The 25,180-nt window shown below is 46.0% G+C and carries 28 protein-coding genes; 27 read left to right on the top strand and 1 reads right to left on the bottom strand.

What is annotated here, in order from left to right; all coding sequences use genetic code 11:
- The first annotated feature begins 56 nt into the window (after positions 1–56).
- The 6 genes from ACXAJH_RS03565 (at position 57) to ACXAJH_RS03540 (ending at position 6,086) form a co-directional block, all read left to right on the top strand.
- On the top strand, positions 57–842 hold the full coding sequence (locus tag ACXAJH_RS03565; protein WP_474970398.1) for a metallophosphoesterase: 786 nt from the start codon (positions 57–59) through the stop codon (positions 840–842).
- A gap of 74 nt (positions 843–916) precedes the next feature.
- Positions 917–1,816: a MerR family transcriptional regulator gene (locus tag ACXAJH_RS03560; RefSeq protein WP_474993108.1), complete on the top strand. Its 900-nt coding sequence runs from the start codon at positions 917–919 to the stop codon at positions 1,814–1,816.
- Between the two features lie 122 nt (positions 1,817–1,938).
- Positions 1,939–2,523, top strand: a complete 585-nt coding sequence (locus tag ACXAJH_RS03555; RefSeq protein ID WP_474968708.1) for a genetic competence negative regulator — start codon at positions 1,939–1,941, stop codon at positions 2,521–2,523.
- Between the two features lie 124 nt (positions 2,524–2,647).
- Positions 2,648–3,592: a D-alanine--D-alanine ligase gene (locus ACXAJH_RS03550; RefSeq protein ID WP_474968707.1), complete on the top strand. Its 945-nt coding sequence runs from the start codon at positions 2,648–2,650 to the stop codon at positions 3,590–3,592.
- Positions 3,593–3,720: 128 nt separating this feature from the next.
- Positions 3,721–5,001 carry a Glu/Leu/Phe/Val family dehydrogenase gene (locus tag ACXAJH_RS03545; protein WP_027954443.1) on the top strand — a complete coding sequence of 427 codons (1,281 nt, stop codon included), beginning with the start codon at positions 3,721–3,723 and terminating at the stop codon, positions 4,999–5,001.
- A gap of 146 nt (positions 5,002–5,147) precedes the next feature.
- Positions 5,148–6,086 carry a YpdA family putative bacillithiol disulfide reductase gene (locus tag ACXAJH_RS03540; RefSeq protein WP_474993457.1) on the top strand — a complete coding sequence of 313 codons (939 nt, stop codon included), beginning with the start codon at positions 5,148–5,150 and terminating at the stop codon, positions 6,084–6,086.
- Between the two features lie 34 nt (positions 6,087–6,120).
- On the opposite strand, the gene ACXAJH_RS03535 is transcribed toward ACXAJH_RS03540, so the two are convergent.
- Entirely contained in the window at positions 6,121–7,089 is a 969-nt protein-coding gene (locus ACXAJH_RS03535; RefSeq protein ID WP_474968706.1) for an asparaginase, read from the bottom strand.
- A gap of 96 nt (positions 7,090–7,185) precedes the next feature.
- Here ACXAJH_RS03535 and prsW point away from each other — a divergent pair, with 96 nt between their 5' ends.
- The 21 genes from prsW to ACXAJH_RS03430 all read left to right on the top strand — a co-directional run bounded on the left by prsW (position 7,186) and on the right by ACXAJH_RS03430 (position 25,170).
- Entirely contained in the window at positions 7,186–7,860 is a 675-nt protein-coding gene (prsW, locus tag ACXAJH_RS03530; protein ID WP_474971371.1) for a glutamic-type intramembrane protease PrsW, read from the top strand.
- Positions 7,861–8,029: 169 nt separating this feature from the next.
- Positions 8,030–8,890: a spore cortex-lytic enzyme gene (gene sleB, locus ACXAJH_RS03525; RefSeq protein ID WP_474993107.1), complete on the top strand. Its 861-nt coding sequence runs from the start codon at positions 8,030–8,032 to the stop codon at positions 8,888–8,890.
- Positions 8,891–8,901: 11 nt separating this feature from the next.
- On the top strand, positions 8,902–10,242 hold the full coding sequence (gene ypeB, locus ACXAJH_RS03520) for a germination protein YpeB (protein ID WP_474968703.1): 1,341 nt from the start codon (positions 8,902–8,904) through the stop codon (positions 10,240–10,242).
- Between the two features lie 126 nt (positions 10,243–10,368).
- A complete protein-coding gene (locus ACXAJH_RS03515) occupies positions 10,369–11,034 on the top strand; it encodes a flagellar brake protein (RefSeq protein ID WP_474968702.1) in 666 nt (221 codons plus the stop codon).
- Between the two features lie 119 nt (positions 11,035–11,153).
- On the top strand, positions 11,154–11,837 hold the full coding sequence (gene cmk / locus ACXAJH_RS03510; RefSeq protein ID WP_474968701.1) for a (d)CMP kinase: 684 nt from the start codon (positions 11,154–11,156) through the stop codon (positions 11,835–11,837).
- Between the two features lie 2 nt (positions 11,838–11,839).
- Positions 11,840–12,421 carry a lysophospholipid acyltransferase family protein gene (locus ACXAJH_RS03505; RefSeq protein ID WP_474968700.1) on the top strand — a complete coding sequence of 194 codons (582 nt, stop codon included), beginning with the start codon at positions 11,840–11,842 and terminating at the stop codon, positions 12,419–12,421.
- A gap of 103 nt (positions 12,422–12,524) precedes the next feature.
- On the top strand, positions 12,525–13,667 hold the full coding sequence (rpsA, locus tag ACXAJH_RS03500) for a 30S ribosomal protein S1 (RefSeq protein ID WP_027954434.1): 1,143 nt from the start codon (positions 12,525–12,527) through the stop codon (positions 13,665–13,667).
- Between the two features lie 19 nt (positions 13,668–13,686).
- Positions 13,687–14,721: a type 2 isopentenyl-diphosphate Delta-isomerase gene (gene fni / locus ACXAJH_RS03495; protein WP_474993106.1), complete on the top strand. Its 1,035-nt coding sequence runs from the start codon at positions 13,687–13,689 to the stop codon at positions 14,719–14,721.
- A gap of 289 nt (positions 14,722–15,010) precedes the next feature.
- The gene (locus ACXAJH_RS03490) at positions 15,011–15,595 is read left to right on the top strand and encodes a YphA family membrane protein (protein ID WP_474993105.1); all 585 of its coding nucleotides are present in this window, start codon (positions 15,011–15,013) and stop codon (positions 15,593–15,595) included.
- The gene (locus ACXAJH_RS03485; RefSeq protein WP_474993104.1) at positions 15,592–16,464 is read left to right on the top strand and encodes a YIEGIA family protein; all 873 of its coding nucleotides are present in this window, start codon (positions 15,592–15,594) and stop codon (positions 16,462–16,464) included. The genes ACXAJH_RS03490 and ACXAJH_RS03485 overlap by 4 nt, the downstream gene beginning before the upstream one ends.
- A gap of 6 nt (positions 16,465–16,470) precedes the next feature.
- Positions 16,471–16,656 carry a capping complex subunit for YIEGIA gene (locus ACXAJH_RS03480; protein WP_027954430.1) on the top strand — a complete coding sequence of 62 codons (186 nt, stop codon included), beginning with the start codon at positions 16,471–16,473 and terminating at the stop codon, positions 16,654–16,656.
- Positions 16,657–16,839: 183 nt separating this feature from the next.
- Positions 16,840–18,150: a ribosome biogenesis GTPase Der gene (gene der / locus ACXAJH_RS03475; RefSeq protein ID WP_474968696.1), complete on the top strand. Its 1,311-nt coding sequence runs from the start codon at positions 16,840–16,842 to the stop codon at positions 18,148–18,150.
- 23 nt (positions 18,151–18,173) lie between these two features.
- Positions 18,174–19,214, top strand: a complete 1,041-nt coding sequence (locus tag ACXAJH_RS03470) for an NAD(P)H-dependent glycerol-3-phosphate dehydrogenase (protein WP_474968695.1) — start codon at positions 18,174–18,176, stop codon at positions 19,212–19,214.
- A 61-nt stretch (positions 19,215–19,275) separates the two neighbouring features.
- Positions 19,276–19,533, top strand: a complete 258-nt coding sequence (locus ACXAJH_RS03465) for a stage VI sporulation protein F (RefSeq protein WP_027954427.1) — start codon at positions 19,276–19,278, stop codon at positions 19,531–19,533.
- 199 nt (positions 19,534–19,732) lie between these two features.
- Positions 19,733–19,930 carry a DUF2768 domain-containing protein gene (locus tag ACXAJH_RS03460; protein WP_027954426.1) on the top strand — a complete coding sequence of 66 codons (198 nt, stop codon included), beginning with the start codon at positions 19,733–19,735 and terminating at the stop codon, positions 19,928–19,930.
- A 16-nt stretch (positions 19,931–19,946) separates the two neighbouring features.
- Positions 19,947–20,675 (top strand): hypothetical protein, encoded by a 729-nt coding sequence (locus ACXAJH_RS03455; protein ID WP_474968694.1) that lies wholly within the window; start codon positions 19,947–19,949, stop codon positions 20,673–20,675.
- A 180-nt stretch (positions 20,676–20,855) separates the two neighbouring features.
- Positions 20,856–22,334 (top strand): stage IV sporulation protein A, encoded by a 1,479-nt coding sequence (spoIVA, locus tag ACXAJH_RS03450; RefSeq protein ID WP_474968693.1) that lies wholly within the window; start codon positions 20,856–20,858, stop codon positions 22,332–22,334.
- 552 nt (positions 22,335–22,886) lie between these two features.
- On the top strand, positions 22,887–23,159 hold the full coding sequence (locus tag ACXAJH_RS03445) for an HU family DNA-binding protein (RefSeq protein WP_008638574.1): 273 nt from the start codon (positions 22,887–22,889) through the stop codon (positions 23,157–23,159).
- A 184-nt stretch (positions 23,160–23,343) separates the two neighbouring features.
- Positions 23,344–23,568, top strand: a complete 225-nt coding sequence (gene mtrB / locus ACXAJH_RS03440) for a trp RNA-binding attenuation protein MtrB (RefSeq protein WP_027954422.1) — start codon at positions 23,344–23,346, stop codon at positions 23,566–23,568.
- 93 nt (positions 23,569–23,661) lie between these two features.
- Positions 23,662–24,459, top strand: a complete 798-nt coding sequence (locus ACXAJH_RS03435) for a heptaprenyl diphosphate synthase component 1 (protein WP_474992401.1) — start codon at positions 23,662–23,664, stop codon at positions 24,457–24,459.
- 3 nt (positions 24,460–24,462) lie between these two features.
- Entirely contained in the window at positions 24,463–25,170 is a 708-nt protein-coding gene (locus tag ACXAJH_RS03430; RefSeq protein ID WP_474968692.1) for a demethylmenaquinone methyltransferase, read from the top strand.
- Positions 25,171–25,180 lie beyond the last annotated feature (10 nt).

The raw sequence follows: 25,180 nt of genomic DNA, 5'->3' as shown, positions 1-25,180 counted from the left end.
TGGATATGCTATGATGATATTTTCGCTGCGGGAAACAAGGAGGTGGGCTGGAATTGGTGATATGGATACTTGTATTGGCTGTGGCAGGGCTGAGTGTGCTGTTGTATATGAGGTACCTGGCTGGTAAAGATCATGTCAGAGAGGAAAAGGTGCAGAACGCCTTTGGAAAAGACGGAGACCACCTGCGTATTTTCTTTATCTCTGATATACATAACCGCATCATTAAAGAACAAACATTAAAGAAAGCCGGGATGGTGGATGCTGTCATTATTGGTGGAGACCTGGTGGATAAACGGACATCCATTTCTAAACTTGAGACGAACCTGAAAAATTTGAAACACTGGGAAGTACCGGTTTACTTTATACCAGGCAACAATGATCATGAACTGATCGAAGAACCACTGACGGCCGTATTGGACAGACATCGGGTTGTAACGTTGTCCAATGAAGATGTGGACGGAGAAGGAATAGGAGGAACACCGTTCATAGTAACGGGTCTTGACCCTTATTTCCTGAAGCCGAGGCGGTCGCTGAAACTGGCTGATTCTTCCTGTTTCCGGATCTTATGCGTACACGATCCCTATGTATACAGTCAGATGAATGTCCAGGAAAAAAACAAGTATGATCTTGTATTGAGTGGTCATACTCACGGGGGACAGATCAGGCTGTTCGGCATAGGTCCCTATCAGCGCGGAGGATGGAGCAGAAGGGCTTCTGTTCCTCACCTGGTGAGTGAAGGGTACGGAACATCCCTTCTGCCGTTAAGACTTGGGACAAGAGCAGAGTGTCACGTCATTGACATCAGCGGATATGTAAAGGATTCTTCTAAAAACCTTGCATAAAGAATATACAAATTTTACACAATCCGTTTGATTCCTATATAATTAAAGTAAAAGACTTACTTGGAGGCAGGCTTATGGCTACGACTAAAGCAAAATATAATATTAAAGCGGTGTCACAGATGCTGGGCATCCAGCCTGGAACACTCCGAGCCTGGGAACGTCGATACAGAATGATCCGTCCTTCCCGCAATGAAGCAGGTCATCGGCTTTATACAGATGAGCATATCAGGATATTAAAATGGTTGATGGAAAAAGTGGATAAAGGTTTTACGATATCACAGGCGGTTTCACTCCTGGAAAGCAATGAAGACGCCGTCACCCATAATGAGCACTCAGAAAACCGCACACAGCTTGATAAAATTGGTGATCAGCTGCTGGACAGCCTTCTTTCGTTTAATGAGAATGACGCTCAGCGGCATCTTGATCATGCATTCAGTCTGTTCACGCCTGAAACGGTGGCGATTGATATTATCGGTCCGATTCTCGTGAAAATCGGGGATTTGTGGGAGGAAAACAAAATCACAAGCGCCCACGAGCACTTTGCCAGTCAGTTTATCCGCTCCCGTATAGGCATGATGCTTCTTTCCATTCCTTCGGACAGTATGCTTCCTAAAGCTCTGCTCGTATGCGGCCCGAATGAACGGCATGAACTGGGCCTGCTTATTTTTGCCCTCTTTTTGAAGCGGAAAGGTTATGATGTCATCTATCTCGGCCAGAGCATCGCAGGAGGAGATATCGATATTGTGATCAATGAAATTGACCCCGCTTATATGTTTATGTCCTGTACACTAAAGAAAAATATACCGATCACGATTCGTCTGGCCGATGCGCTTCAGCGTGAATTTCCTTCTCTTAAGATAGGTCTCGGCGGGTATGCCTATGACCGGCTTTCTGAATTGGACAAGAAACGGATACAGCCGTTTATCGTTGGAAATTCCAAGCGTGCATGGGAACAGTGGCTGCAAATGAACTGATGGACTGGGAAATTATATTTGCCCCCGGCTTCAAATGTCGGATATAATTTGAAAAAAGGTGCCATATTGGCGCCGGTCATCATACTATATAGATAACACATCGTGACCAGGGGGGCGATCATATGCGAGTAGAGAGAATGACGAGTGAAAAATTCAAGATTTTCCTTACTTTTGACGATTTAATGGACCGGGGCCTCTCCCGCGAGGAACTCTGGAATGATCTACCTCGCGTACACCGGATATTCAGCGATATGATGTATGACGCAGGCATAGAGCTCGGAGTAGAGCTTACAGGAGTTCTGCTCGTGCAGGTTTATCTGCTTCAGGCACAAGGCATGCTTGTCGTTGTGACAAGAACAGAGCCTGCTGATATTGAGGAAGATGACGAAGACTACCTTGAAATGAAGGTAACCCTTGATGAGAGCAAGGAAATGATGTTTTCCTTTTCTGATTTCGAACACGTCATCCAGGCGGGGATCCACCTGCATCAGCTTGGTGTGACAGGGGGAAGTATTTATCATTATGAGGATTCCTATTATATGCTTTTGGAAGATAAAGAAATAGATCACCTGGACCAGGATCAGGTCATTGCCCTGCTTTCTGAATACGCTTCAGCCACAGCCGTAACCTCATACCGGCTGATGGAATATGGGAAATCGATTATGGACAAAGATGCCTGTGAATCAATAACTAAACATTTCTCTTAATGATGAAGGAACGAGTCTTGAAGAAAAGCTCGTTCTTTTTATTTATGGATAGAAGGCCTATTGTCAAACGTGTTACTATAAAGGTTGGCAAATCTATATCGTGGTAGGAAATGGAGTGTAGGAAATGAAGATTGCGGTGTTATATGGAGGAACCTCAGGGGAACGGGAAGTTTCCTTGTCTACAGGGAAGGGAATTATACAAGCATTGAAAAATAAAGGCCATGAGGTTACGGCCGTCGATTTTTCCCCGGATCATCTGGACCAGGTCACAGCGCTTGATGTGGACCTTGTATTCATCGGTCTGCACGGACGCTTTGGCGAAGACGGAAGGATTCAAGGTCTTCTTGATATGAAGGGGCTCCCGTATGTTGGTTCAGGGGTGCTGGCTTCTGCTCTGGCCATGGATAAGGCTAAATCCAAGCAGATCTTTTCCCTTAACGGCTTGAACACAGCGGAGAGCGCTGCTTTTGATGTTACAGATGAGAGTCAATGGTCTTCGATTGAACATACGATCAAGCAGCAGTTTCAGGTTCCCTATGTCATTAAACCGAACCAGGAAGGGTCCACACTGGGACTGACCATCGTAAAGGATGAGGCAGATGCCGGCCTGGCGGTTAAAACAGCAGCACAGTCGGATTCTATGATTCTCGTAGAGGACTATGTAAAAGGAAGAGAAGTAACTGTACCCGTCATGGGGCGCCGAGGGGAAGAGAAGGCTCTTCCGGTCATTGAAATTATTCCGAAGAATGATTATTACGATTTTGATTCAAAATATCAACCAGGTGGAAGTGAACATATCGTACCAGCTGAACTGCCGGCTGATATGACGGCGAAGCTTCAGGAAGATGCCGTTCGTGCTCATCAGCTGCTGGGATGTGACGTTTATTCACGCGTGGATTTCATTATTAATGATAAAAATGAACCGGTTATTCTTGAAGTCAATACCCTGCCGGGAATGACGCCGACGAGTCTGTTTCCTGATGCCGCTCAAGAGATCGGCTTAAGTTATGATGATTTAATCCAATCGTTCGTGGATCTGTCCCAGCCTGCATATGAGAAAAAAGTGTAATCGCTTACAACTTCTTTGTGAAAACGGATGAAAAAGCTGGTTTCGACCTTTCCAACAGGCAGAGGAACGTGTATACTATTCACTGAAAGAAGAGCCCTAATCGAATGGATGATATAGGAGGTAAATGGATGGTAGCCGATAAGCCTGCAGACAATGCAAACGAAAAAAATGACAAACTTGACGTGTTGAAATCCACGCAGACCGTGGTTAAAAAAGCACTTGATAAATTAGGATACCCTAATGAAGTATATGAATTAATGAAAGAGCCTGTCCGCATGATGACCGTAAGAATTCCTGTAAGAATGGACAACGATCAGATTAAAATCTTTACAGGGTACAGGTCCCAGCATAATGATGCTGTAGGTCCAACCAAAGGCGGCGTCCGTTTTCATCCAAATGTGTCTGAAAAAGAAGTCAAAGCGCTCTCCATCTGGATGAGTTTAAAAGCCGGTATTGTCGATCTTCCGTACGGCGGAGGTAAGGGCGGTATCGTATGTGATCCGAGGGAAATGTCCTTCCGTGAACTGGAAGGAGTCAGCCGGGGATACGTCCGGGCGATCAGCCAGATCGTAGGCCCGACGAAAGATATTCCCGCTCCCGATGTATTTACCAATTCACAGATTATGGCGTGGATGATGGATGAATACAGCCGCATTGATGAATTTAACAACCCGGGTTTCATTACAGGTAAACCACTGGTGCTCGGTGGTTCCCACGGAAGGGAAACCGCGACAGCGAAGGGCGTAACCATCTGCATTGAAGAAGCCGCCAAGAAAAAAGGCATCAATGTCGAAGGCGCAAGAGTCGTCGTTCAAGGCTTTGGTAATGCCGGAAGCTTCCTTGCGAAATTCATGCATGATAAAGGTGCTAAAGTGGTCGGAATATCGGATGCCTACGGAGGGCTTCACGATCCGGATGGTCTTGACATTGACTATCTTCTGGACCGTCGTGACAGCTTCGGCACAGTGACCAACCTGTTCAACAATACAATTACGAATGAAGAACTGCTGGAGCTTGACTGTGATATTCTTGTTCCCGCAGCTATTGAAAACCAGATTACAGAAGATAACGCCTATAACGTGAAAGCGAACATTGTCGTAGAGGCAGCGAACGGGCCAACGACACTCGAAGCAACGAGAATTCTTTCTGAGCGCGGCATCCTTCTTGTGCCGGATGTACTGGCTTCTTCCGGGGGCGTAACCGTTTCCTACTTTGAGTGGGTACAGAACAACCAGGGATATTACTGGACAGAAGAAGAAGTGGAAGAGAAGCTTCATAAAGTCATCGTCAAAGGTTTTGACAATGTCTACCGTACATCAGAAACAAGGCGCGTGGATATGAGACTGGCCGCCTATATGGTCGGGGTCAGAAAAATGGCAGAAGCATCCCGTTTCCGTGGATGGATATAACTTGATTCTATAAATGGAATCTCCTATCATGATGATGGTAGGAGATTCATTTTTTTGAAATGAACGGAAGAACGTTGTTGGAAAGAGGAGTGTTATACGTGCATCAACAAGAAAAAGCCATCATCATCGGCGGCGGTCCCTGTGGGATGAGTGCAGCTATTGAACTTCAGAAGGCTGGTATTGAACCGTTAATCATTGAAAAAGGGAATATTGTAAATTCTATTTATCATTACCCGACCCATCAAACTTTCTTCAGCTCCAGTGAAAAACTGGAAATTGGTGAAATTCCTTTTATTTCTGAAAGGCAGAAACCGGTGCGTAATGAGGCGCTTGCTTATTACCGTGCGGTGGCGGAGAGAGAGAACCTGCGGGTGCATACGTACGAAAAGGTTCAAAAGGTTGAAAGAGAAACTAGCGGGTTCATCATCCATACAGAAAAATCATCGGGTGAACAATCATCGTATGCAGCGGACCATGTAATCGTTGCGACAGGCTATTATGATCAGCCGAACTTCATGGGTGTCCAGGGGGAGGAGCTTCCTAAAGTGATGCACTACTTCAAAGAGGGGCATCCCTATTACAACAAGAATGTCGTCATCATCGGTGGAAAAAACTCGGCAGCGGATGCTGCTTTGGAACTGGAAAAATCAGGTGCTCGGGTAACCGTTCTGTATCGTGGTGAAGATTATTCGAAAAGTATCAAGCCATGGATTCTCCCTCAGTTTGAAGCCCTTGTGAGAAAAGGAATCGTTACCATGGAATTTTGTGCCGACGTAAAAGAGATTACTCAGGATGCCGTCCGATATGAATGCAATGGGGAAGAAAAAAGTGTGGCGAACGACTTTGTCTTTGCAATGACGGGCTATCAACCTGACCACAGCTTCCTGACGAAAATGGGCGTGGAGATAAACGAGGAAACCGGGCGTCCATCCTTTAATGAGGACACAATGGAAACGAATGTTCCAGGCATTTATATTGCCGGTGTCATCGCTGCCGGATATAACAACAATGAAGTCTTTATTGAAAACGGACGCCACCACGGCGGGAAAATCGCTGCTTCCATCGCAGCGGAATCAAAAGCGTAAAAAAACGTTCAGGCACCCGCCTGAACGTTTTTTTTCAGCTGAACATATGCTCGAGTTCTGTCATATTCGCCGTCATCTCCAGAGCCACCATTAACTTGATGCGGGCTTTTGGACCTGTCAGGCCGTTTGCGAAGATGATGCCCATATTTCTAAGCTGTCGTCCGCCTCCGGGATAGCCGTAAGTGTCCTGGACGATTCCCTGATAGCAGCGGGAAACAAGGACAACGGGAATGCCTTCCTTAATTGTTCTTTCCAGTGCTTCCATCGTTTCAGGAGGGAGGTTACCCTGTCCGAGTGCTTCAATGATCAGCCCGTCCACACGGCTTTCGCGTACCGCATCGATTAAATCGCCGTCCATCCCTGCGTATGCTTTAATCAAAGACACACGTTTGCCTATGTTTTGGATCGGATAGGAGTCATGCCGGGTCATCTTATGGTGGAAAAAGACATCTGATTTTGTCGTAATTCCGATAGGCCCGTATTGAGGGCTCTGGAAAGTCGCAACATTGCTTGTGCTCGTCTTCGTTACATTTTTGGCTGTGTGGATTTCGTCATTCATAACGACGAGCACACCTTTGTCCTGGGCTTCATCACAGCTCGCCACCTTTATGGCACTTAGCAGGTTGTAGAGCCCGTCCGCTCCTATTTCATTACTTGAACGCATCGCTCCTGTTACGACGACGGGTTTTCTTGTTTGTAAGAACAAATCCAGGAAGTAGGCTGTCTCCTCCAATGTGTCTGTTCCGTGAGTGATTACGACGCCATCATAATTTCGTCTGGCCATTTTTTCATGGATATAGCGGCCGAGTTTCAACATATGGTCGGGACGGATGTGCGGGGAAGGAAGATAGAATAGAATATCATCCTCAATTTCCACCTGTCCTTGAAGAACTGTTGTGATTTCCTCCAGCGGATGGCGGGAGGAGGTATTGACTTCACCGGTTTCCTTATCTTCTTTCATTGAGATGGTTCCACCTGTATGTATGATTAAAATGCGCTTCATGAATCATCCACCAACTTTCTATATCGATAGTTCCTTTTCTTTATTCTTCATGATACGATGAATCTTAGTTGAAAGAAAGAGAGAGGGTTGATTACCTTGGCCATATTGACCGCTGCCATATCACCTGCTGTGGCCATCATGACATTCATATACTTAAGCAAGCGTATAGAACTTGAGCCTCTCCCTCTTATTATACGGATGTTTGTTATCGGCGTCATTATGGTTTTTCCCATCATGTTTATCCAGTATGCCTTTGAGACGGAACAGGTCATTACAAACCAGTTATTTGTATCCTTCTTCCTTGCAGGTCTCCTGGAGGAATTTTTCAAATGGTTTTTTCTATTATTTGTCGCCTACAGACATTCTCATTTCGATCACCACTATGATGGCATCATTTACGGTGGAGCGGTCAGTCTCGGGTTCGCGACGATCGAAAATGTTCTTTTCCTTTTTAATAAAGGGATTGAAATTGCGATGCTCCGGGCGGTCTTTCCTGTTTCTTCCCATGCCCTGTTCGGCATCATCATGGGGTATTATATGGGTAAGGCGAAGTTTACAACGGTCCATATCCGAAAGTCTCTGGCCTGTGCGCTTATCATCCCTGTTGTATTACATACGATTTATGATTACATCATCACGATTCAGACGGATACGTGGGCGTATTGGATCACCCCGTTTATGGTCGGTTTATGGATAGTCGGAATTCGAAAAATCAGACTCGCCAACGATCATCATGAATCCATCTATCATAGAAATCAAGAGACACCCTGATGAGGGTGTTTTTTTACTGCCATTCACCTGTTTTTCAATCAAAAAATTACCTGCAGGCGTTTTTACAGAAATCCATTTCATCGAGTACAGATGACGGGAATGTATAAAGTCCGGCGTAAGTAAAAAACTACTTCCATAACTAAATTATTGCGTCAGGGGTGTATGGTGGATGTTATGGAAGAAAACAATGGTCGTTACTGCAGGTCTGGTCCTGCTGATATTTCCAATAGCAGATGGCACATGGAGCAAACCAGTTCATGGATTTTCCAATCAGGTCATCCAGCAGGGGGCAACAGGCGATGATGTCATTGAACTGCAGGCAAGGCTCCAGTATCTCGGCTTTTATAATGGCGATATTGATGGTGTGTTCGGCTGGGGGACTTATTGGGGGCTTCGGAATTTCCAGTATGAATTTGGATTGGACATTGATGGCCTGGCCGGTCAGGAAGTGAAGGATAAGCTTGTCAAAGCCAGTAATTACGATGAAGGATATGTAAAAAAACAGATCCAGGAAGGCAAAGACTTCACCCATTATGGCGGCGTTCCAAAAAGCCAGCAGACGAAGCAGCCTTCCGGTCAATCTCCTCCATCTTCAAAACAGCCGGAAAGCCAGGGAGGGGACCAGGGCGGGGGACAGCCGGATGAGCCGACAGCTGTCAACGTTCCGAGCGGATATTCACAAAATGATATTCAGCTTATGGCGAATGCCGTCTATGGCGAGGCCAGGGGGGAACCTTATGTAGGTCAGGTGGCTGTTGCGGCTGTCATATTGAACAGAGTTCAGAGTGCTTCGTTCCCGAATACAGCATCAGGGGTCATATTTGAACCTCGGGCATTCACAGCCGTGGCAGACGGTCAGATCTGGCTCGAGCCGAACGATCAGGCCAAGGAGGCGGTCATGGATGCCATCAATGGATGGGATCCATCCGGACAGGCGTTGTACTACTTTAATCCAAATACCGCCACTTCAGACTGGATTTGGACAAGACCTCAAATCAAGCAGATTGGAAAACATATCTTTTGTAAATAGGAGGTGCGAGTATGATCAGGTGGTCTTTTATTGTTGTCTTAAGTATTGCCGCTGTCGGTCTTGGCGTATGGGGGTATCAGGAGAATCAGGATAAAAATGCGGTTCTTATTCAAGCGGAAAACAGTTATCAACGCGCTTTTCATGACCTTACGTTTAACATCGATCTCCTTCATGACAAGATCGGCTCCAGCCTGGCTATGAATTCCAAGCAGAGTCTTTCCCCGCAGCTTGCGGACATATGGAAAATTTCTTCTGAAGCTAATTCGGATGTCGGGCAGCTGCCCCTGACGCTGCTTCCGTTTAGCAAGACAGAAGAATTTCTCTACGACGTTGGTGATTTTGCCTACCGCACAGCGGTGAGGGACTTGGAGAAAAAACCGCTGAGTGATGAAGAGGTTAAACTGCTGGAAGAACTGCACGAAAAGTCAGGGGAGATTGAAAGCGAACTGAGGAAAGTGCAGAATGTAGTGTTGAGTGACAACCTTCGCTGGATGGATGTGGAGCTGGCGCTGGCCACGAATGATGAAGCCGGTGATAATACGATTGTCAATGGTTTTAAAACAGTTGAAAAATCGATGGACAGCTTTGAAAGCTCTGTTACAGAGGTCGGGTTTGGAAGTTCCGGGCCTGAGAAAAATTACCGCAATCTTCAAGGAGAAAACCTGACCAAGGAAGAAGCGAAGAAAACAGCTTCCCAATGGCTTGAAAAAGTGGATACCGAGAAGCTTACGCTGACGAAATCAGGAAAAGGAGCAGATGTTCCTACTTATACAGCCTCCTTCCAGGAAGGAGATAAAAACGGGTATATCGACCTTACTGAAAAAGGTGGACACCCGTTGACTATGATGATCAGCCGGGACGTCAATGATCCTGAAATAAGTCTGTATGAGGCTTCTGAGAAGGCCAAGGAGTTTGTCAGCGGATTGGATATTGACAATCTTGAACTTGTAGAAAGCAACCAGTATGACAAAATGGGTGTCTTCCGCTTCCTTTATACGAAAAACGATGTCCGCTTTTTCCCGGATGCCGTCGTTGTTAAAGTTGCCTTGGATAATGGCGAGGTCCTGGGGCTGTCGGCCAGAGATTATTACGATTATCATAAGGACCAGGATTTGAATGAGCCGGAAATTACACTGGAAGAAGCACGCTCCAAAGTGAATCCGAACGTGGATGTCCAGGAACATCATTTGTCTGTGATTGAAAATGATTTGAAGGAACAGGTGCTGTGTTATGAATTTCTAACTACGATGGAAAATACAACCTACCGTATATTCATAAATGCATCCACAGGAGAAGAAGAAAAGGTCGAAACGTTGAAGAAAGCAGAAATGAAATTCAATCAGGAAATTTAATAGGAAAAAGACACTTTCCAACAGGAGGGTGTCTTTTTTCTTAAAACTTTGTGCCTATATTCTTCCTTTTTCTTCTTTATAATGAGATAATTCCCTTAACTGATTCATGTCAAGGGAGGGTTTTAAATGGAGATTTTTCCTATAGGAACATCCGTCATCTTAGAGGTTCCGGACGGACATTCAAAAGATGTGCCCGATAAGTACAGGTGCAGACTCGTGGATATTGAACAGGAGCGGATATACATTGATTATCCCATCCATACGGAAACAGGAAAAACAGGTTTCTTTTATGAAGGGACGCTGTTTCATGCGAGTTTTGTGGGAGAAGATGATTGCGTGTACTGGTTTAAAACAGAAGTGTTGACGCGGAAAATCAAAAACATACCGGTCATTGTCCTTTCTTTTCCGGGGGTGAATGATCTTGTGCGTATTCAACGGCGCCGTTACGTGCGGGTGGATGCAGCCGTGGATGTAGCCGCGCGCTCTTCTGATTATTCCTTCACGACCGTAACCAGTGACATCAGTGGTGGGGGGATGATGTTTACGAAGCCTCCGCATCATGACATTCAACAAGGGGATGGGATGGACTTCACCATTGTGCTTCCTATGAATGCCGGAGATTATTTTTATCTCTTGGCAGCAGGTTCGGTTGTCCGGGTGGTCCCGGCTACTTCCAGCCAAACGGCCCGTATATCGGTAGAGTTTACGGATATAGAGGAAAGAGACCGCCAGCAGATCATCCGCTACTGCTTTGAACAACAGATGAAGTGGCGGGCTAAAGCGCTGAATTAGCTTTTTAAATAGATTTTCTCCCTGGGATTGTGTTATTCTGAACAATGGTAAAAGTAGTCATTACAAGGGTAGGATCGGTTTCCACCCTGTAGTCAGGACAGATGGAGGAAATAGAACGTATGATGAACACAATCACGATTGCAATTGACGGTCCAGCGGCTGCCGGAAAGAGTACAGTAGCAAAAAAAGTCGCAGAAAAACTTTCATTTATCTACGTGGATACAGGAGCTATGTACCGTGCTCTGACATGGAAAGCCATCGAGGAAAATGTCTCGCTTGAGGATGAGGACGCTCTTTTTTCCCTTTTAAACAGAACGGATTTGAACCTTGTCCAGTCGGATGAGGGCCAGCGTGTCCTCGTAGATAAGAGTGATGTATCTGAGCGCATCCGCACGGCAGAAGTGACCAACCAGGTATCTATTACAGCAAAACACAGGAAAGTGCGGGAGGAAATGGTACGCCGTCAGCAGGAATTGGTTAAGGACAAAGGTGTTGTGATGGACGGTCGTGATATCGGAACCCATGTGCTGCCGGATGCGGAAGTGAAAATCTTCATGATCGCATCTGTCGACGAAAGAGCGGAGCGCCGCCATAAGGAAAATGTGGAAAAAGGATATCCCTCAAACCTTGAGGAATTAAAAGAAGAAATCCGCCGCCGTGATGAGCTGGATTCCAACCGTGCTGTATCCCCGCTCCTCAAAGCGGATGACGCCGTTGAAGTGGATACCACATCGATGAACATTGAAGAAGTCGTCGGCCGTATCCTGGAAATCGTGAAACAGAAAAGTCCAAAGGGGGAATAACGATGAGCCTCTATAAAATTGGTAAGCTGCTCTGCAGTGTCATTTTCTATCCCCTGTACCGGATTAAGGTTGTAGGGAAGGAAAATATTCCGGCAGATGGACCGGTTATTATCTGTTCCAATCATATTTCGAATGTAGACCCGCCTGTGGTTGGAATTACCAGCAGCCGGAATATTTACTTCCTCGCCAAAGAAGAGTTGTTTAAAAACCCTTTGATTGGGGGAATATTGAAAAAAGTCCACGCGTTCCCAATTAAACGCGGGATGAGAGACAGAAATGCTCTCCGCAAGGGTCTGGATATTCTTAAAGAAGGTCACGCCCTTGGGCTGTTCCCTGAAGGGACAAGACAGAAGAGCGGGGAAATCGGTCAGGGACTTGCCGGTGCCGGGTTCTTCGCCCTTCGATCTGAAGCTGCGATCGTTCCGTGTGCTATCATCGGACCTTATCAAAAGTTTAAGCGTCTGAAGGTCGTTTATGGAGAACCGATAGACATGTCGGAATACCGTGAACAGAAAGCGTCGGCCCAGGTCGTAACAGACCGGATCATGGAAGAAATCAGACAATTGCATAAAATTCATGAATGATATGGCGTAATCACTTGACAAAATGCTCTAAATATTAGAAGTTAGACAAAAGGGCATTTCTGTATTATTAGGTTGTGTCGGAAATTGAAGGAGGTAGCTTGGTATGGATGAAATGAATCAGGAAGTATCAGGAATGAAAGAATTCTCTGCAGGGGACATCGTGACTGGTAAGGTCGTGAAAATCGAAGAAAAACAAGTCCTTGTAGATGTTGGATATAAAGTCGAGGGGATTGTACCCATCAGTGAATTATCCAGCCTTCATGTTGAAAAAGCATCAGACGCAGTTAATGAAGGGGACGAACTGACCCTGCAGGTGAAAAAAGTGGAAGACGATGAAATCGTACTTTCCAAGCGCGCTGTAGACGCCGATAAGGCGTGGCAGGATCTTGAGGCTAAATTCGAAAGTGGAGAAATCTTCGAAGCAGAAGTCAAGGACGTTGTAAAAGGCGGTCTTGTTGTAGATATCGGTCTTCGTGGATTTATTCCAGCTTCTCTCGTTGAAACGTATTATGTGGAAGATTTTGAAGACTACAAAGGGAAAACACTTTCTCTTAAAGTGGTTGAGCTTGATCGGGAGCAGAACCGTGTCATTCTTTCTCACCGTGCGGTCGTGGAAGAAGAGGAATCAGCCAAGAAGCAGGAAGTTCTTCAATCCCTTGAGGAAGGACAGGTCATCGAAGGTACAGTACAGCGCCTGACTGACTTTGGCGCGTTTGTAAACCTCGGAGGTATTGACGGTCTTGTACATATCTCCCAGCTTTCCCACCAGCATGTGGAGAAAGCGGCAGATGTGGTTGAAGAAGGCCAGTCCGTGAAGGTTAAAGTGCTTTCTGTTGACCGCGACAATGAAAGAATTTCTCTTTCCCTCAAAGCTACACAGCCGGGACCTTGGCACGATATCCAGAATAAGGTGAACTCCGGAGAAACTCTTGAAGGTACGGTACGCCGCCTTGTAAGCTTCGGTGCTTTTGTGGAAGTTTTCCCTGGAGTCGAAGGTCTTGTGCATATCTCTCAAATTTCCAACCGCCATATCGGGACGCCGGATGAGGTGCTCGAAGAAGGCCAGACTGTTCAAGTGAAAGTTCTGGATGTGGATGAAGGGGCGAAACGCCTGTCTCTAAGCATGAAAGAACTGGAGCGTGATGAAACGCGCGCGGATATTGAACAATATGAAAGAGAAGAAGACAATTCCGGCTTTTCTCTAAGCGATATGATTGGTGACAAGCTGGATAAATACAAAAAATAAATCGTACGTGGTGATGGATATGAGTAGATCAAAAAGAAAAATTGATCATATCCGCCATGCTTTAGGTCATGAACGGGCGCCTTATAACCATTTTGATGATATGAAAATCGTTCATCAAAGCCTGGCCCGTTTGGATTTCAATCAAATCACGTTAACGGCAGAAGCGGGGGAACTTAAATTAAGTTCCCCTCTTTTTGTTAATGCCATGACCGGTGGAGGCGGAGAAAAGACAAGAGAAATCAATCGCGATCTTGCTATTGCAGCAAGGGAAACCGGTATAGGAATGGCTGTCGGCTCCCAGATGTCTGCAATCAAAAGACCGGAAGAACGATCAACCTATGAAGTCGTAAGAGAAATGAACCCGGATGGGGTGGTATTCGCCAATGTGGGCAGTGAGGCATCATTGCAGCAGGCGGAAGAAGCTGCCAGTATGATTGACGCGAATGCGCTGCAGATCCACATCAATACCCTGCAGGAATTAATCATGCCGGAAGGGGACAGGGACTTTACTGCCCGGATGACGAACATCCAGAAAATCGCACACGGGATGGATCTCCCTGTGGTCGTCAAGGAAGTCGGCTACGGCATGTCGGTGGAAACGGCACAAACGCTATACGATATCGGCGTGCGTTACATAGATGTCGGCGGCCGGGGGGGAACCAACTTCTCACGAGTGGAAAACCTCCGGAGGGAAAAGCCTTTTTCTTCCTTTAATAACTGGGGGATACCTACAACAGCCTCTATTCTTGAGGCGCGCAGCAGCCAGAACATGCACATATTCGCTTCAGGAGGCATCAGACACGGACTGGATGGGGCGAAAGCTATGGTTCTTGGAGCCTGCGGATTCGGGATGGCTGGTTCTTTGTTAAAAGTTCTTCTAGAGGAAGGCAGGGAAGCTTTAATCGATGAAATCCATCATATCCACCAGGAATTGAAGATGGCTATGATGCTTTTAAACGCCTCCAGCCCTGAAGAACTTCCTGATAAGCCTTTTGTTCTGACAGGAGAAACAAAAGCGTGGCAGGAGCAGAGGATAACGAATGGCCGCTGGTAATCTCTCGGGCTGCCGGAATTATGACGGCAGCCGTGTTTTTATCAATCCTCTTTTGTTAGAGGTGATGGGAACGAAGACTTATCTTGAAAAAGCTTTCTATAAGGTATACTTCCTGTATCAGAAGTCTGTCCGTATATCTTAAACCTGTTCCATCCTTGAAAAAAGCAGATGACCGCGGGCTTACCCGCGGGAAAGACCTATGACAGTGAAGTCATAGGTCTTTTTTTATGTGCTCCATGTTTAAAGCTGTCCAAAACCTTCCATAATGACAGTGAAGGAGTTGGAAAGTATGGCGGTTTACTGGTATGCCTGGGTGCTTGTCATCTGTGCCTGGTTTTTTATGAAACACACCCGAACAAGAACAGCCTTGCTGTTCTTTCTTTTCATCCTTATGTGTACATACAGCTGGAGTATCATTTCCCCATCCGCCTACCTTTATGCCCACCTCGCCCTTCTTATCCTATTTGGTCTATATCTTATATATTTTCACAAAAGGCCGCTGGTGGTTTATTTATGGTTGTTTTTCTTAAGCATTGGTTATGCGTCCGCCAGCCTTTTTATCATCATTCATCCGGTTTGGATGCACCTGCCTGGATTTTCGATAGGGTTTGTCGTGGTCCTGCTTTTGAGGATGATTGTGACTGATTTGAGAGGAATGGCTGGTCTCTGGTTGTTGATCAACGGCTCAGGTATGACCCTCACCTATGTTGTTCTCCGTTTCTATGGGAAGGAAGGGGTGGTAACGGCCCAGCCGATGCTTGTTTTTGTTCTGAAAGGGTTGTTATTTCTTCTTTTTGTGCATGGTTTACGTGCATTGAAGAAAAATAATGCAGGAGCAGGAAAAAGTAAACATAAGGGAGACGCATATGCATGAATGAATATACATATCCCATTTTGTTTGGGATTATCGCAGGAACCGTTTTGAGGGTGTTTATGATGCGGACGGATTACCGTCAGTATCCGACCTATCTGCATGGAAAGATCATCCATTTGTCTTTGGGGTTTATTGCCGCTGCTCTCGGGACCATTGCCATTCCATCTATTATGGAAAAGGAATTCACAGCTGTTACTTTTCTGACGCTGGCTGCGTCCCAGTTCAGAGAGGTGCGGAACATGGAGAGAAATACACTGGCTGAAATGGACAGCTATGAACTCGTACCTCGTGGGAACACGTATATCGAAGGGATTGCTGTAGCCTTTGAAAGCCGGAATTATCTGGTGATCTTTACATCTTTCATCGTAACGCTCTGCTACCTTGCAGTGAATATGTGGGCCGCTCTCGGGGCGGCAGCGGCCTGTTTTGTATTGTCCTCCATCTTAATGAGTGGCTCTAAACTGGGCGATATCGTAACGATTGAACAGAGGGAGCTCATGTTCGATGGGGCTGGTCTTTACGTAGATAACATTTATATTATGAATATTGGTCTCCCTGAACGGCAGGATGAAATTCTGAGGTATGGGATGGGGTTTATCCTGACGCCTAAATCTTTTAATATCCGTTCTACGATTGCCAACCTCGGCCAGCGGCAGGCAATTCTTCATGATGTGTCTGTAACGCTCGGGGTCTTCCGTGATTCCGGGACTCCGGCTCTTGTGCCACTCATTAAGCGTGACTTGAATGATGGACGGATCGGTGTATTCATCCTCCCCCAGGAGAAGGATCCCGCCCGTGCCAGAGAAGTCATAGCCAATGTACCGGTGCTGGAAAATGCGATACAAAAACCAGGGAAACGGAGTGGGTGATAGCAAATGAAAATGGAAAAAGCGATCCTCGCCTCCATTACGACACTGGATAATAAAGTCCAGGGAAGTGCTGCTGTTTTCAAGTGTGAAACAAAAGAGGAGATGGAGGCGGTGGCCGCTAATTTGGAAGCCATCTTAGATGGAATCGCCCACCGGTTGAGTGACCAGCTCTATATTATTGTCAAGCACTGAACGTTGAAGAAAGAATTGTTTCTTTTCCTAAAGTCTGCTAAGATAAAAAAGTTAATGGCTTGCTGCTGTTCTTCGGGTGATGGGCGGAAACCATCAAGCCGTAGGGGAGCAGTCTTTTTTTGCTTTTCACTGCTGTTGAAACATGAAATAATGAAAATAGAATGAAGAAAGGATGATCCTTTCATGAGAAAATCAGTAATTGCAATCGTAGGAAGACCGAATGTCGGTAAATCAACAATATTCAACCGGCTGGTTGGAGAAAGAATATCTATTGTAGAAGACACGCCGGGGGTAACCAGAGACCGGATTTATGCAGAAGCCGAATGGCTCACCTCCACCTTTAATGTCATTGATACAGGTGGCATTGAAATCGGGGACGAGCCTCTTCTTGTGCAGATGCGTGCTCAGGCACAGGTGGCTATAGATGAAGCGGATGTCATCGTTTTCATGGTCAATGGCCGTGACGGCATTACCGGAGCCGATGAAGAGGTGGCAAAACTGCTCTTCAAATCCAATAAGCCTGTCGTACTGGCTGTAAATAAAGTGGATAACCCGCAGATGAGGGAGAATATCTACGAGTTTTATTCCCTGGGATTCGGTGAACCTTTCCCGATTTCCGGCACACATGGCCTGGGCCTTGGGGATCTGCTTGATGAAGTGGTTAAACACTTCCCTGAACGGATCGAGGAGGAAATCGATGATGATACCATCCGGTTCAGCTTGATTGGACGACCGAATGTCGGAAAATCTTCGCTTGTAAACAGCCTGCTCGGTCAAGAGCGTGTGATTGTCAGCGATATAGCCGGAACGACAAGGGATGCGGTTGATTCACCATTTACGAAAGACGGTCGTGACTATGTCATCATCGATACCGCGGGAATGCGTAAGCGAGGAAAAGTGTATGAATCTACAGAGAAATACAGCATTCTCCGTGCATTGAAAGCGATTGAGCGTTCCGACGTTGTTTTAACGTTGATTGATGCAGATACCGGGATCCAGGAACAGGATAAGAAAATTGCCGGATATGCCCATGAAGCCGGTAAGGCGGTCGTTATTGTCGTGAATAAATGGGACACGCTGGATACTGATGAAAAAACGATGAAGGAATTCGAAGATAAAGTCCGGGATAACTTCCGATTCCTTGATTATGCACCGATTGTCTATCTGTCTGCCAAGACGAAAAAACGCATTCATACCCTGCTTCCAAGAGTGTTGGAAGTCAGCGAAAATCATGCCAAACGGGTGCAGACCAACGTGTTGAATGAAGTCATCATGGATGCTCTGGCTATGAATCCTTCTCCTTCCATTAAAGGACAGAAGCTGAAAATCTTCTATGCTGCCCAGGTATCCGTGAAACCACCAAGCTTTGTGGTTTTTGTGAATGAACCTGAACTTATGCACTTCACGTACGAACGATTCCTGGAAAATCGGATCCGGGAAGCATTTGGATTTGAAGGAACTCCTATTAAAATCTTTGCAAGAAAACGGAGTTAAGCTGTAGGAAGGGAGTCGATACTGTGGAAAAGATAGCGGTTTTAGGTGCGGGAAGCTGGGGGACGGCCCTGGCTCTCGTTCTCGCTGATAATGGCCATGATGTCCATTTGTGGGCACATCGGAAAAGTCTGGCTGAAGAGATCAGCCGCACACATACAAACGAAAAATACCTGGAAGGTGTAGCACTTCCTGAACAGCTCCAGGCCACACATGAAATGGCTGAAGCCGTTCGAGGGGCCGGCCATATCCTATTGGCTGTTCCGACGAAAGCCATAAGGGAGGTCTGCACCCAGCTGAAGGATCTTCTACAGGATAAAGTCATCCTCACTCACGCAGCGAAAGGGATTGAACCCGGAACTTACAAACGGGTATCTGAAATCATAGCTGAAGAAATTCCAAAAGAAAGTTATGAAGATATTGTTGTGTTGTCAGGGCCGAGTCATGCAGAGGAAGTCAGCCGCCGGCAGCCGACGACGGTAACGGTATCGGCTGCCGATCTAACCGTGGCCGAAAAAGTGCAGGATATCTTTATCAACCATAATTTCCGTGTATATACCTCCCCGGATCTTGTCGGGGTGGAGCTTGGTGGAGCCTTGAAGAACATCATTGCCTTAGGAGCGGGGATTTCCGATGGTCTGGGTTATGGAGATAATGCCAAGGCGGCGCTTATCACGAGAGGCCTTGCTGAAATCGCACGTCTGGGTACATCCATGGGAGCGAATCCCCTGACGTTTTCAGGCTTGACTGGAATCGGTGACCTGATTGTTACATGTACAAGTTCACACAGTAGAAACTGGCGTGCCGGGTATAAGCTTGGTCAGGGCAGCGGACTTGAACAGGTGCTTGAAGATATGGGGATGGTTGTGGAAGGGGTTCGCACAGCCAAGGCGGCCTATCAACTCGCCTCCGATCAGAATGTCGACATGCCCATCACCACAGGAATCTACCAGATTTTGTTTGAGAACAAGGGTCCGCGTGATGTCGTGGATCAATTAATGACACGGATCCGCAGGCATGAAATGGAGGATTTGACAAATATCCTTGACCAGCAGTTGAAAGACTGACACATCATGACCTCTGTGCATATACTACACAGAACCTAATGCACGAGGAGGTCAATTGTTCATGAGTGATTTTCAAAAGAGTATTTTTGATCACCTGAAGAAAAAAGCAAACATCGATGCTCAGGATGTATTCAAGGTCGCTGATAAGGTCCAGCACGCAGACTTTTCGGACGAAAAAACGGTGCGGGGGCTGGTCCGGCAGTTGTCAGCGGTCGCCGGCAAAAACATATCCAAGCAGAAGGAAGACAAAATCGTTGAAGCCGTTATTAGTCAGAATATGCCTCTGGATATGAATACGTTAGGTAAATTCTTGAAATAATTGCGAACTGGTGGGCGCCTGAGGAGGCGGTCTTTCCATCGTATGCATAAGATATCACGCAGCAATCATTACACATGAGCTGGTCAGGGAATTGTTTAGTCACCCGGGGTGGGAGCACCCCGGTTTTTTTATGTATCCGTTTACGAACAGGATATGGTATAATGTCAAAAGTCGAATGTACACCAAAGGAGGGCCATTTATGTCTGAATCCATGCTGAATATGTACATATCCTTTGCTGGAATCATCTCCTTATTCCTTGCTATTGGTCTCATCTATTTAAGCAGATTTAAATTAAAGGGCATTTTTTCAGCCGTTACCGCCGTGTTTGCCTACCTGTTTATGATCGTGGGCGGCTTGATTATTTTTTACATTGTACTCAGCGGCCCAACCGCTTAACGAAGGAGGAAACAGCATGAAGATTTTTCACTACTCAGGGCTGCTCATTCTTCTTTTCCTGTTAACCGGGTGCTTATATCCTCAAGAAAGACTTCAGAAAAACCAGGTTCCCAACGATCAGCAGCTGAACATGGTACAGGACGCTGTCGATACTTATCAGGAAAGAACAGACGGGCTTCTTCCTATTAAGACGAAAGATCAGGATACACCGCTTTTTCAAAAATATCCTATTGAGTTCAGCAAGCTGAAGGAAATGAACATTCTTGGAGAACTCCCGGGGACATCTTTTGAGAACGGGGGCCATTACCAGTATGTCATTATTCATCCGGAAACGGATCCGACTGTGAAAGTGCTGGACCTGCGGACGACAGAAGAAGTCAGGTCACTCCAGGTGAAGGTCAAATTCTATACGGATAACAACCGCTATCCTCCTTTAGGAGATTTCGTGTCCCAAGGGGTGTACGAGCTGGATTATGAGAAGATCGGAATGGATGAGCCGCCAATGGTGGACAGTCCATATTCTGATCAACGTCTTCCGGTTTACCTGGATGAGCAGGGACAGGTCTATATCGATTACCGGAAAGACCTCTATGCGTATCTTCGATCAGAGGACCATGCGTATGAGGCAGGAGAGGACATTCGTTTTCTTCTGACGGATTATACCCCGATTGTGCCTGCCTATTCAACGGCCTATACGGTGGAAGAGGGAGAGCCGGTATTTTTAACCGCCCCGTCATCTTCCTGATTGAACCGTTCCCCCTGTGGGAGCGGTTTTTTTATGTCTTTCTCTTTCACGTTCCTTTCCCAGGCTGAGGTGCTTGTGCCGCTTGATTATAGATTTCTGGCATATTCACCTGGGACAACGTCATAGAATCAGAGTGTCTAGGCTTGTATGGTGGTGAAATTACATTTGGGAGGGGATCCTTTGGAAAAGGTTGATATCTTCAGTGATATTTCCAAACGGACAAATGGAGATATTTATTTAGGTGTTGTCGGTGCTGTACGCACGGGTAAGTCAACATTTATAAAGAAATTTATGGAGCTTGTTGTACTGCCCAACATGGATGAGGAATCTGACAGGGAACGTGCTTTGGATGAACTGCCACAGAGTGCAGCTGGAAAAACGATTATGACCACCGAGCCTAAATTCGTCCCTAACCAAGCGGCTAATATTACAATAGATGACCATCTGGATATCAGAGTCCGAATGGTGGACTGTGTGGGTTATGCTGTTAACGGGGCTGTCGGCTATGAAGATGAACACGGGCCGAGGATGATTCACACGCCGTGGTATGAGGAGGCCATCCCGTTTCATGAAGCAGCTGAAATAGGGACACAGAAAGTGATCCAGGAGCACTCCACGATTGGAATTGTAGTCACGACAGACGGGACGATAGGCGAAATACCAAGGCAGGATTATGTGGAGGCCGAGGAGAAAATTGTTGAAGAACTGAGAGAGGTTGGAAAACCTTTTATTATGATCATCAATTCCGCCCAGCCTCATCATCCGAACACCGAACATCTCCGGGAGTCCCTTGCGGAGAAATATGATATCCCGTGCCTGGCTCTTTCTGTAGAGAGTATGAGAGAACAGGATGTTCAGAGTGTCCTTCGGGAAGCGCTGTTTGAATTTCCGGTCCTTGAGGTGAATGTGAACCTGCCGAGCTGGGTGATGGTGCTTGACTCCAGGCACTGGTTGAGAGCGAACCTGCAGGCGGCGATCGAAGATACTGTCAAAGACATCAAGCGTCTCCGGGATGTCGACGATGTCGTAGGCAGCTTCGATCAGTATGAGTATATAACAGGGGCTCATATTTCGGGCATGGATCTTGGTGAAGGGATCGCTGAAATTGACCTGCAGGCACCGGAGCACTTATATGATCATGTCCTGAAGGAAATTGTAGGTGAAGAAATCCGGGGCAGGGATCACCTGTTGGAAATCATGCAGGATTTCTCCTATGCAAAACGCGAATATGATCAAGTGGCTGATGCCCTGCAAATGGTAAAGCAGACCGGTTATGGGATTGCAGCTCCTTCTCTTGAAGATATGAAGCTGGATGAGCCGGAAATTATCAGACAAGGATCGAGGTTTGGTGTGCGTCTCAAGGCGGTTGCCCCTTCCATTCATATGGTTAAAGTGGATGTGCAGTCTGAATTTTCGCCGATTATCGGAACAGAGAAACAGAGTGAAGAGCTCGTCCGATATTTAATGCAGGACTTTGAAGATGACCCGCTTTCCATTTGGAATTCTGACATTTTCGGGCGTTCCCTGAGTTCTATTGTCAGAGAAGGTATCCAGGCGAAACTGGCATTAATGCCTGAAAATGCCCGCTACAAGCTTCAGGAAACACTGGAACGGATTATCAATGAAGGTTCAGGCGGTATGATCGCAATCATTCTGTAACGGCTCTTATTAAGAGCCGTTTTTATTTTTATTATGGCTTTTGATCTGCATCCTTGGGTTTTTATCAGAAAAAGCAGCTGGAAGAACGTTGGTACCTGATCTAAAGGCATACATAAGGATGGTATTCCGGATTGCTCCTTGCAATCCGGGAGGCGCTTTCAAATGGGGTGAAATGTGAAAACCGCGTCTTTTCAGGCCTTCTGGACGAAGGATTTGAAAATTTTTTTACTGAAAAACTTTGAAATGAAGGATTTTTTTACAACAACGTCGTATTAACCTGTGAGAAGATGTTCATACTGGTAGAAACGTTGTCATGACAGGCTTTGCAGGTTTTTTTGTAATTGTTGGACATTTCCGCGTCTGAATGGAAAGTGAACCACAATTCAGCGTTGAAATCGCATTGTAACGCGATTTTTAAAGGATTGTCTATTGAATTTCATGAAAAACTCGTTTATTATAAGGCTTGTCATCAAATGATGACCGTTAAATAAACATTTATAGCGGTGAACACCGCTTGAATGAGTTTAACCTTCTCGGGAGGAGGTGAATGTCATGAACAAAACAGATCTAATCAATGCGGTATCTGAAAAAGCAGATCTTTCTAAAAAAGATGCGACTCAAGCTGTAGATTCTGTATTCGAATCTATCATGGATTCACTTAAAGATGGTGACAAAGTCCAGCTGATCGGATTCGGTAACTTTGAAGTTCGTGAGCGTGCGGCACGTAAAGGCCGTAACCCACAAACTGGTGAAGAGATTGAAATCTCTGCAAGCAAAGTACCAGCGTTCAAACCTGGTAAAGCCCTTAAAGATGCGGTTAAATAATCAGCTACATAGGGCTTGGGAAAAGGGTGCACACTGCACCCTTTTCCTTTTTTTCATAGTAAAAAGCCGGCTATGCGTCCATACTGTAGTTGAATCGCGATCTCAGGCCCATTCAACAGGGTGGATATTTTGACAAAGGCGGCTCATTAAGACATAGTTAAGATAAAGAAGGAGGGCTCCTGCGATGTCTGCATCCAACAACGATTTTTTTGTAATTAAAGCACTGGAAGATGGTGTGAATGTCATTGGTCTTACAAGAGGAACGGACACAAGATTCCACCATTCCGAAAAGCTGGACCGTAATGAAGTGATGATTGCTCAGTTTACAGAGCATACATCTGCTGTGAAGGTACGCGGAAAAGCGGTTATTCAGACGAGCCACGGGGAAATGACCAACGACACAGAGTGATGGATATCCTCTGGTGTCCGATACATACAGGGAATGGCGAAATATGCTATAATTAGGAATGTTTATTAGTGTTCAGGAAGGGACCGGGTGATCATGTTGAATTCTTCAGATAACGATATTAAGCAGCTCAAAAGTAAAATCGCAGCCAAGGTCCGCCATCCTTATTTGGTTCGTTTTATACCTGAGCCGCACATCGATGACGACAAACTTGTTATCTTATCTTCCATTATGAACCATACAACACTGCCGGTGGAGAAGAAAGAGCAGTATATTATTACGACCATGCTCGTACAAATTGCTCTGGACACCCATGATCTGGTTACCTTGACTGATGACGAAGATGATAAAGAAACAGTAAGGCGCCGCCAGCTCACGGTTCTGGCTGGTGATTATTTCAGCGGGCTCTACTATTATTTATTATCCCAGTTGAATGATATTCCCATGATTCATACCCTTGCGGGAGCCATAAAGGAAATCAATGAGCTCAAAATGGAACTCTACTATAAGGATGTGGAGTCTTTTCAGGAATTTCTGGATGGTGTGAAGAAAATTGAATCGCTGCTCATACAAAGAGTAGGTGCTTATGTTCAAAAAACAGCCATCAATGACATGGCAGGGGAATGGCTGCTGGCTAAGAAATTGATGGAGGAAAAACGCAGTTATCAGGAGGGGAACGTATCGCCGTTGATTGAAGCCCTTGTGAAAAGGCCCGGCCTTTTCGGGAATCACGGACAGGTGATCGGAAGCCTTGAACAGATGCTGCAGAGTCATGTAAACCATCTTGAGGCAGCCGTGGCCCAGCTGCCCATTCATTTCAACTGGCTGAAATCCTACGTTCATGCAGCTATTCATCATCAATTTAATCATAGACAGATCGCGGAAGAAGGGTAAGTTATGGATCCACAGACGAAAGAAGAACGGGTACACCATGTGTTTGAGAAAATATACGGACGTTATGATAGTATGAATTCCATTATTTCCTTCCAACAGCACAGGCTTTGGCGCAGGGACGTCATGAAGCGCATGAATGTCCAGCCGGGCGATACGGCCCTTGACGTCTGTTGTGGGACGGGGGACTGGACAATGGCTTTGGCAGAAGCCGTCAGCAGCAATGGAAAAGTCACCGGCCTGGATTTCAGTGAGAACATGCTCTCTGTCGGTATCAAGAAAAAGCTGGCCGGTCGAGTGCGTCAGGTTGAGTTTCAGCATGGAAATGCGATGGCACTTCCATTTGAGGATGATCAATTCGATTTTGTAACCATTGGATTTGGTTTAAGGAACGTGCCTGATTACCAGCAGGTGCTTCGGGAAATGTACCGGGTCGTCAAGCCCGGCGGTAAAGTCGTCTGTTTGGAAACCTCCCAGCCGACAAATCCGTTTTTTAAACGGATGTATTACTTCTATTTTGGAAATATCATGCCGCTTTTCGGCAGGGTGTTTGCAAAGAGTTATCAGGAGTACAGCTGGCTTCATGAATCAGCCAAGGACTTTCCCGGCAAGAAAGAATTAAAAATGATGTTTGAGGATGCCGGCCTTTCCAACGTCATTGTCAAATCCTATACAGGCGGCGTAGCAGCTATGCATATGGGTGAAAAGCTTTAACCGAGGATGA

The sequence above is a fragment of the Halobacillus sp. ABD4_316 genome (assembly GCF_056161385.1).
Note: the sequence above shows the minus strand (reverse complement) of the source record. Positions and strands in the feature narration are given on the sequence as shown.

What these genes read in the sequence shown, in the direction of transcription:
- ACXAJH_RS03490 (WP_474993105.1), top strand. Translation starts at nt 15,011, where the DNA reads ATGGCGGTTTACTGGTATGCCTGGGTGCTTGTCATCTGTGCCTGGTTT.
- ACXAJH_RS03455 (WP_474968694.1), top strand. Translation starts at nt 19,947, where the DNA reads ATGAAGATTTTTCACTACTCAGGGCTGCTCATTCTTCTTTTCCTGTTA.
- ACXAJH_RS03550 (WP_474968707.1), top strand. Translation starts at nt 2,648, where the DNA reads ATGAAGATTGCGGTGTTATATGGAGGAACCTCAGGGGAACGGGAAGTT.
- mtrB (WP_027954422.1), top strand. Translation starts at nt 23,344, where the DNA reads ATGTCTGCATCCAACAACGATTTTTTTGTAATTAAAGCACTGGAAGAT.
- der (WP_474968696.1), top strand. Translation starts at nt 16,840, where the DNA reads ATGAGAAAATCAGTAATTGCAATCGTAGGAAGACCGAATGTCGGTAAA.
- sleB (WP_474993107.1), top strand. Translation starts at nt 8,030, where the DNA reads ATGTTATGGAAGAAAACAATGGTCGTTACTGCAGGTCTGGTCCTGCTG.
- ACXAJH_RS03480 (WP_027954430.1), top strand. Translation starts at nt 16,471, where the DNA reads ATGAAAATGGAAAAAGCGATCCTCGCCTCCATTACGACACTGGATAAT.
- ACXAJH_RS03460 (WP_027954426.1), top strand. Translation starts at nt 19,733, where the DNA reads ATGTCTGAATCCATGCTGAATATGTACATATCCTTTGCTGGAATCATC.
- ACXAJH_RS03505 (WP_474968700.1), top strand. Translation starts at nt 11,840, where the DNA reads ATGAGCCTCTATAAAATTGGTAAGCTGCTCTGCAGTGTCATTTTCTAT.
- ACXAJH_RS03430 (WP_474968692.1), top strand. Translation starts at nt 24,463, where the DNA reads ATGGATCCACAGACGAAAGAAGAACGGGTACACCATGTGTTTGAGAAA.
- ACXAJH_RS03540 (WP_474993457.1), top strand. Translation starts at nt 5,148, where the DNA reads ATGAGTGCAGCTATTGAACTTCAGAAGGCTGGTATTGAACCGTTAATC.
- ACXAJH_RS03445 (WP_008638574.1), top strand. Translation starts at nt 22,887, where the DNA reads ATGAACAAAACAGATCTAATCAATGCGGTATCTGAAAAAGCAGATCTT.
- cmk (WP_474968701.1), top strand. Translation starts at nt 11,154, where the DNA reads ATGATGAACACAATCACGATTGCAATTGACGGTCCAGCGGCTGCCGGA.
- rpsA (WP_027954434.1), top strand. Translation starts at nt 12,525, where the DNA reads ATGGATGAAATGAATCAGGAAGTATCAGGAATGAAAGAATTCTCTGCA.
- ACXAJH_RS03515 (WP_474968702.1), top strand. Translation starts at nt 10,369, where the DNA reads ATGGAGATTTTTCCTATAGGAACATCCGTCATCTTAGAGGTTCCGGAC.
- ACXAJH_RS03560 (WP_474993108.1), top strand. Translation starts at nt 917, where the DNA reads ATGGCTACGACTAAAGCAAAATATAATATTAAAGCGGTGTCACAGATG.
- ACXAJH_RS03545 (WP_027954443.1), top strand. Translation starts at nt 3,721, where the DNA reads ATGGTAGCCGATAAGCCTGCAGACAATGCAAACGAAAAAAATGACAAA.
- ACXAJH_RS03555 (WP_474968708.1), top strand. Translation starts at nt 1,939, where the DNA reads ATGCGAGTAGAGAGAATGACGAGTGAAAAATTCAAGATTTTCCTTACT.
- ACXAJH_RS03485 (WP_474993104.1), top strand. Translation starts at nt 15,592, where the DNA reads ATGAATGAATATACATATCCCATTTTGTTTGGGATTATCGCAGGAACC.
- ACXAJH_RS03435 (WP_474992401.1), top strand. Translation starts at nt 23,662, where the DNA reads ATGTTGAATTCTTCAGATAACGATATTAAGCAGCTCAAAAGTAAAATC.
- ypeB (WP_474968703.1), top strand. Translation starts at nt 8,902, where the DNA reads ATGATCAGGTGGTCTTTTATTGTTGTCTTAAGTATTGCCGCTGTCGGT.
- fni (WP_474993106.1), top strand. Translation starts at nt 13,687, where the DNA reads ATGAGTAGATCAAAAAGAAAAATTGATCATATCCGCCATGCTTTAGGT.
- ACXAJH_RS03465 (WP_027954427.1), top strand. Translation starts at nt 19,276, where the DNA reads ATGAGTGATTTTCAAAAGAGTATTTTTGATCACCTGAAGAAAAAAGCA.
- ACXAJH_RS03535 (WP_474968706.1), bottom strand. Translation starts at nt 7,089, where the DNA reads ATGAAGCGCATTTTAATCATACATACAGGTGGAACCATCTCAATGAAA.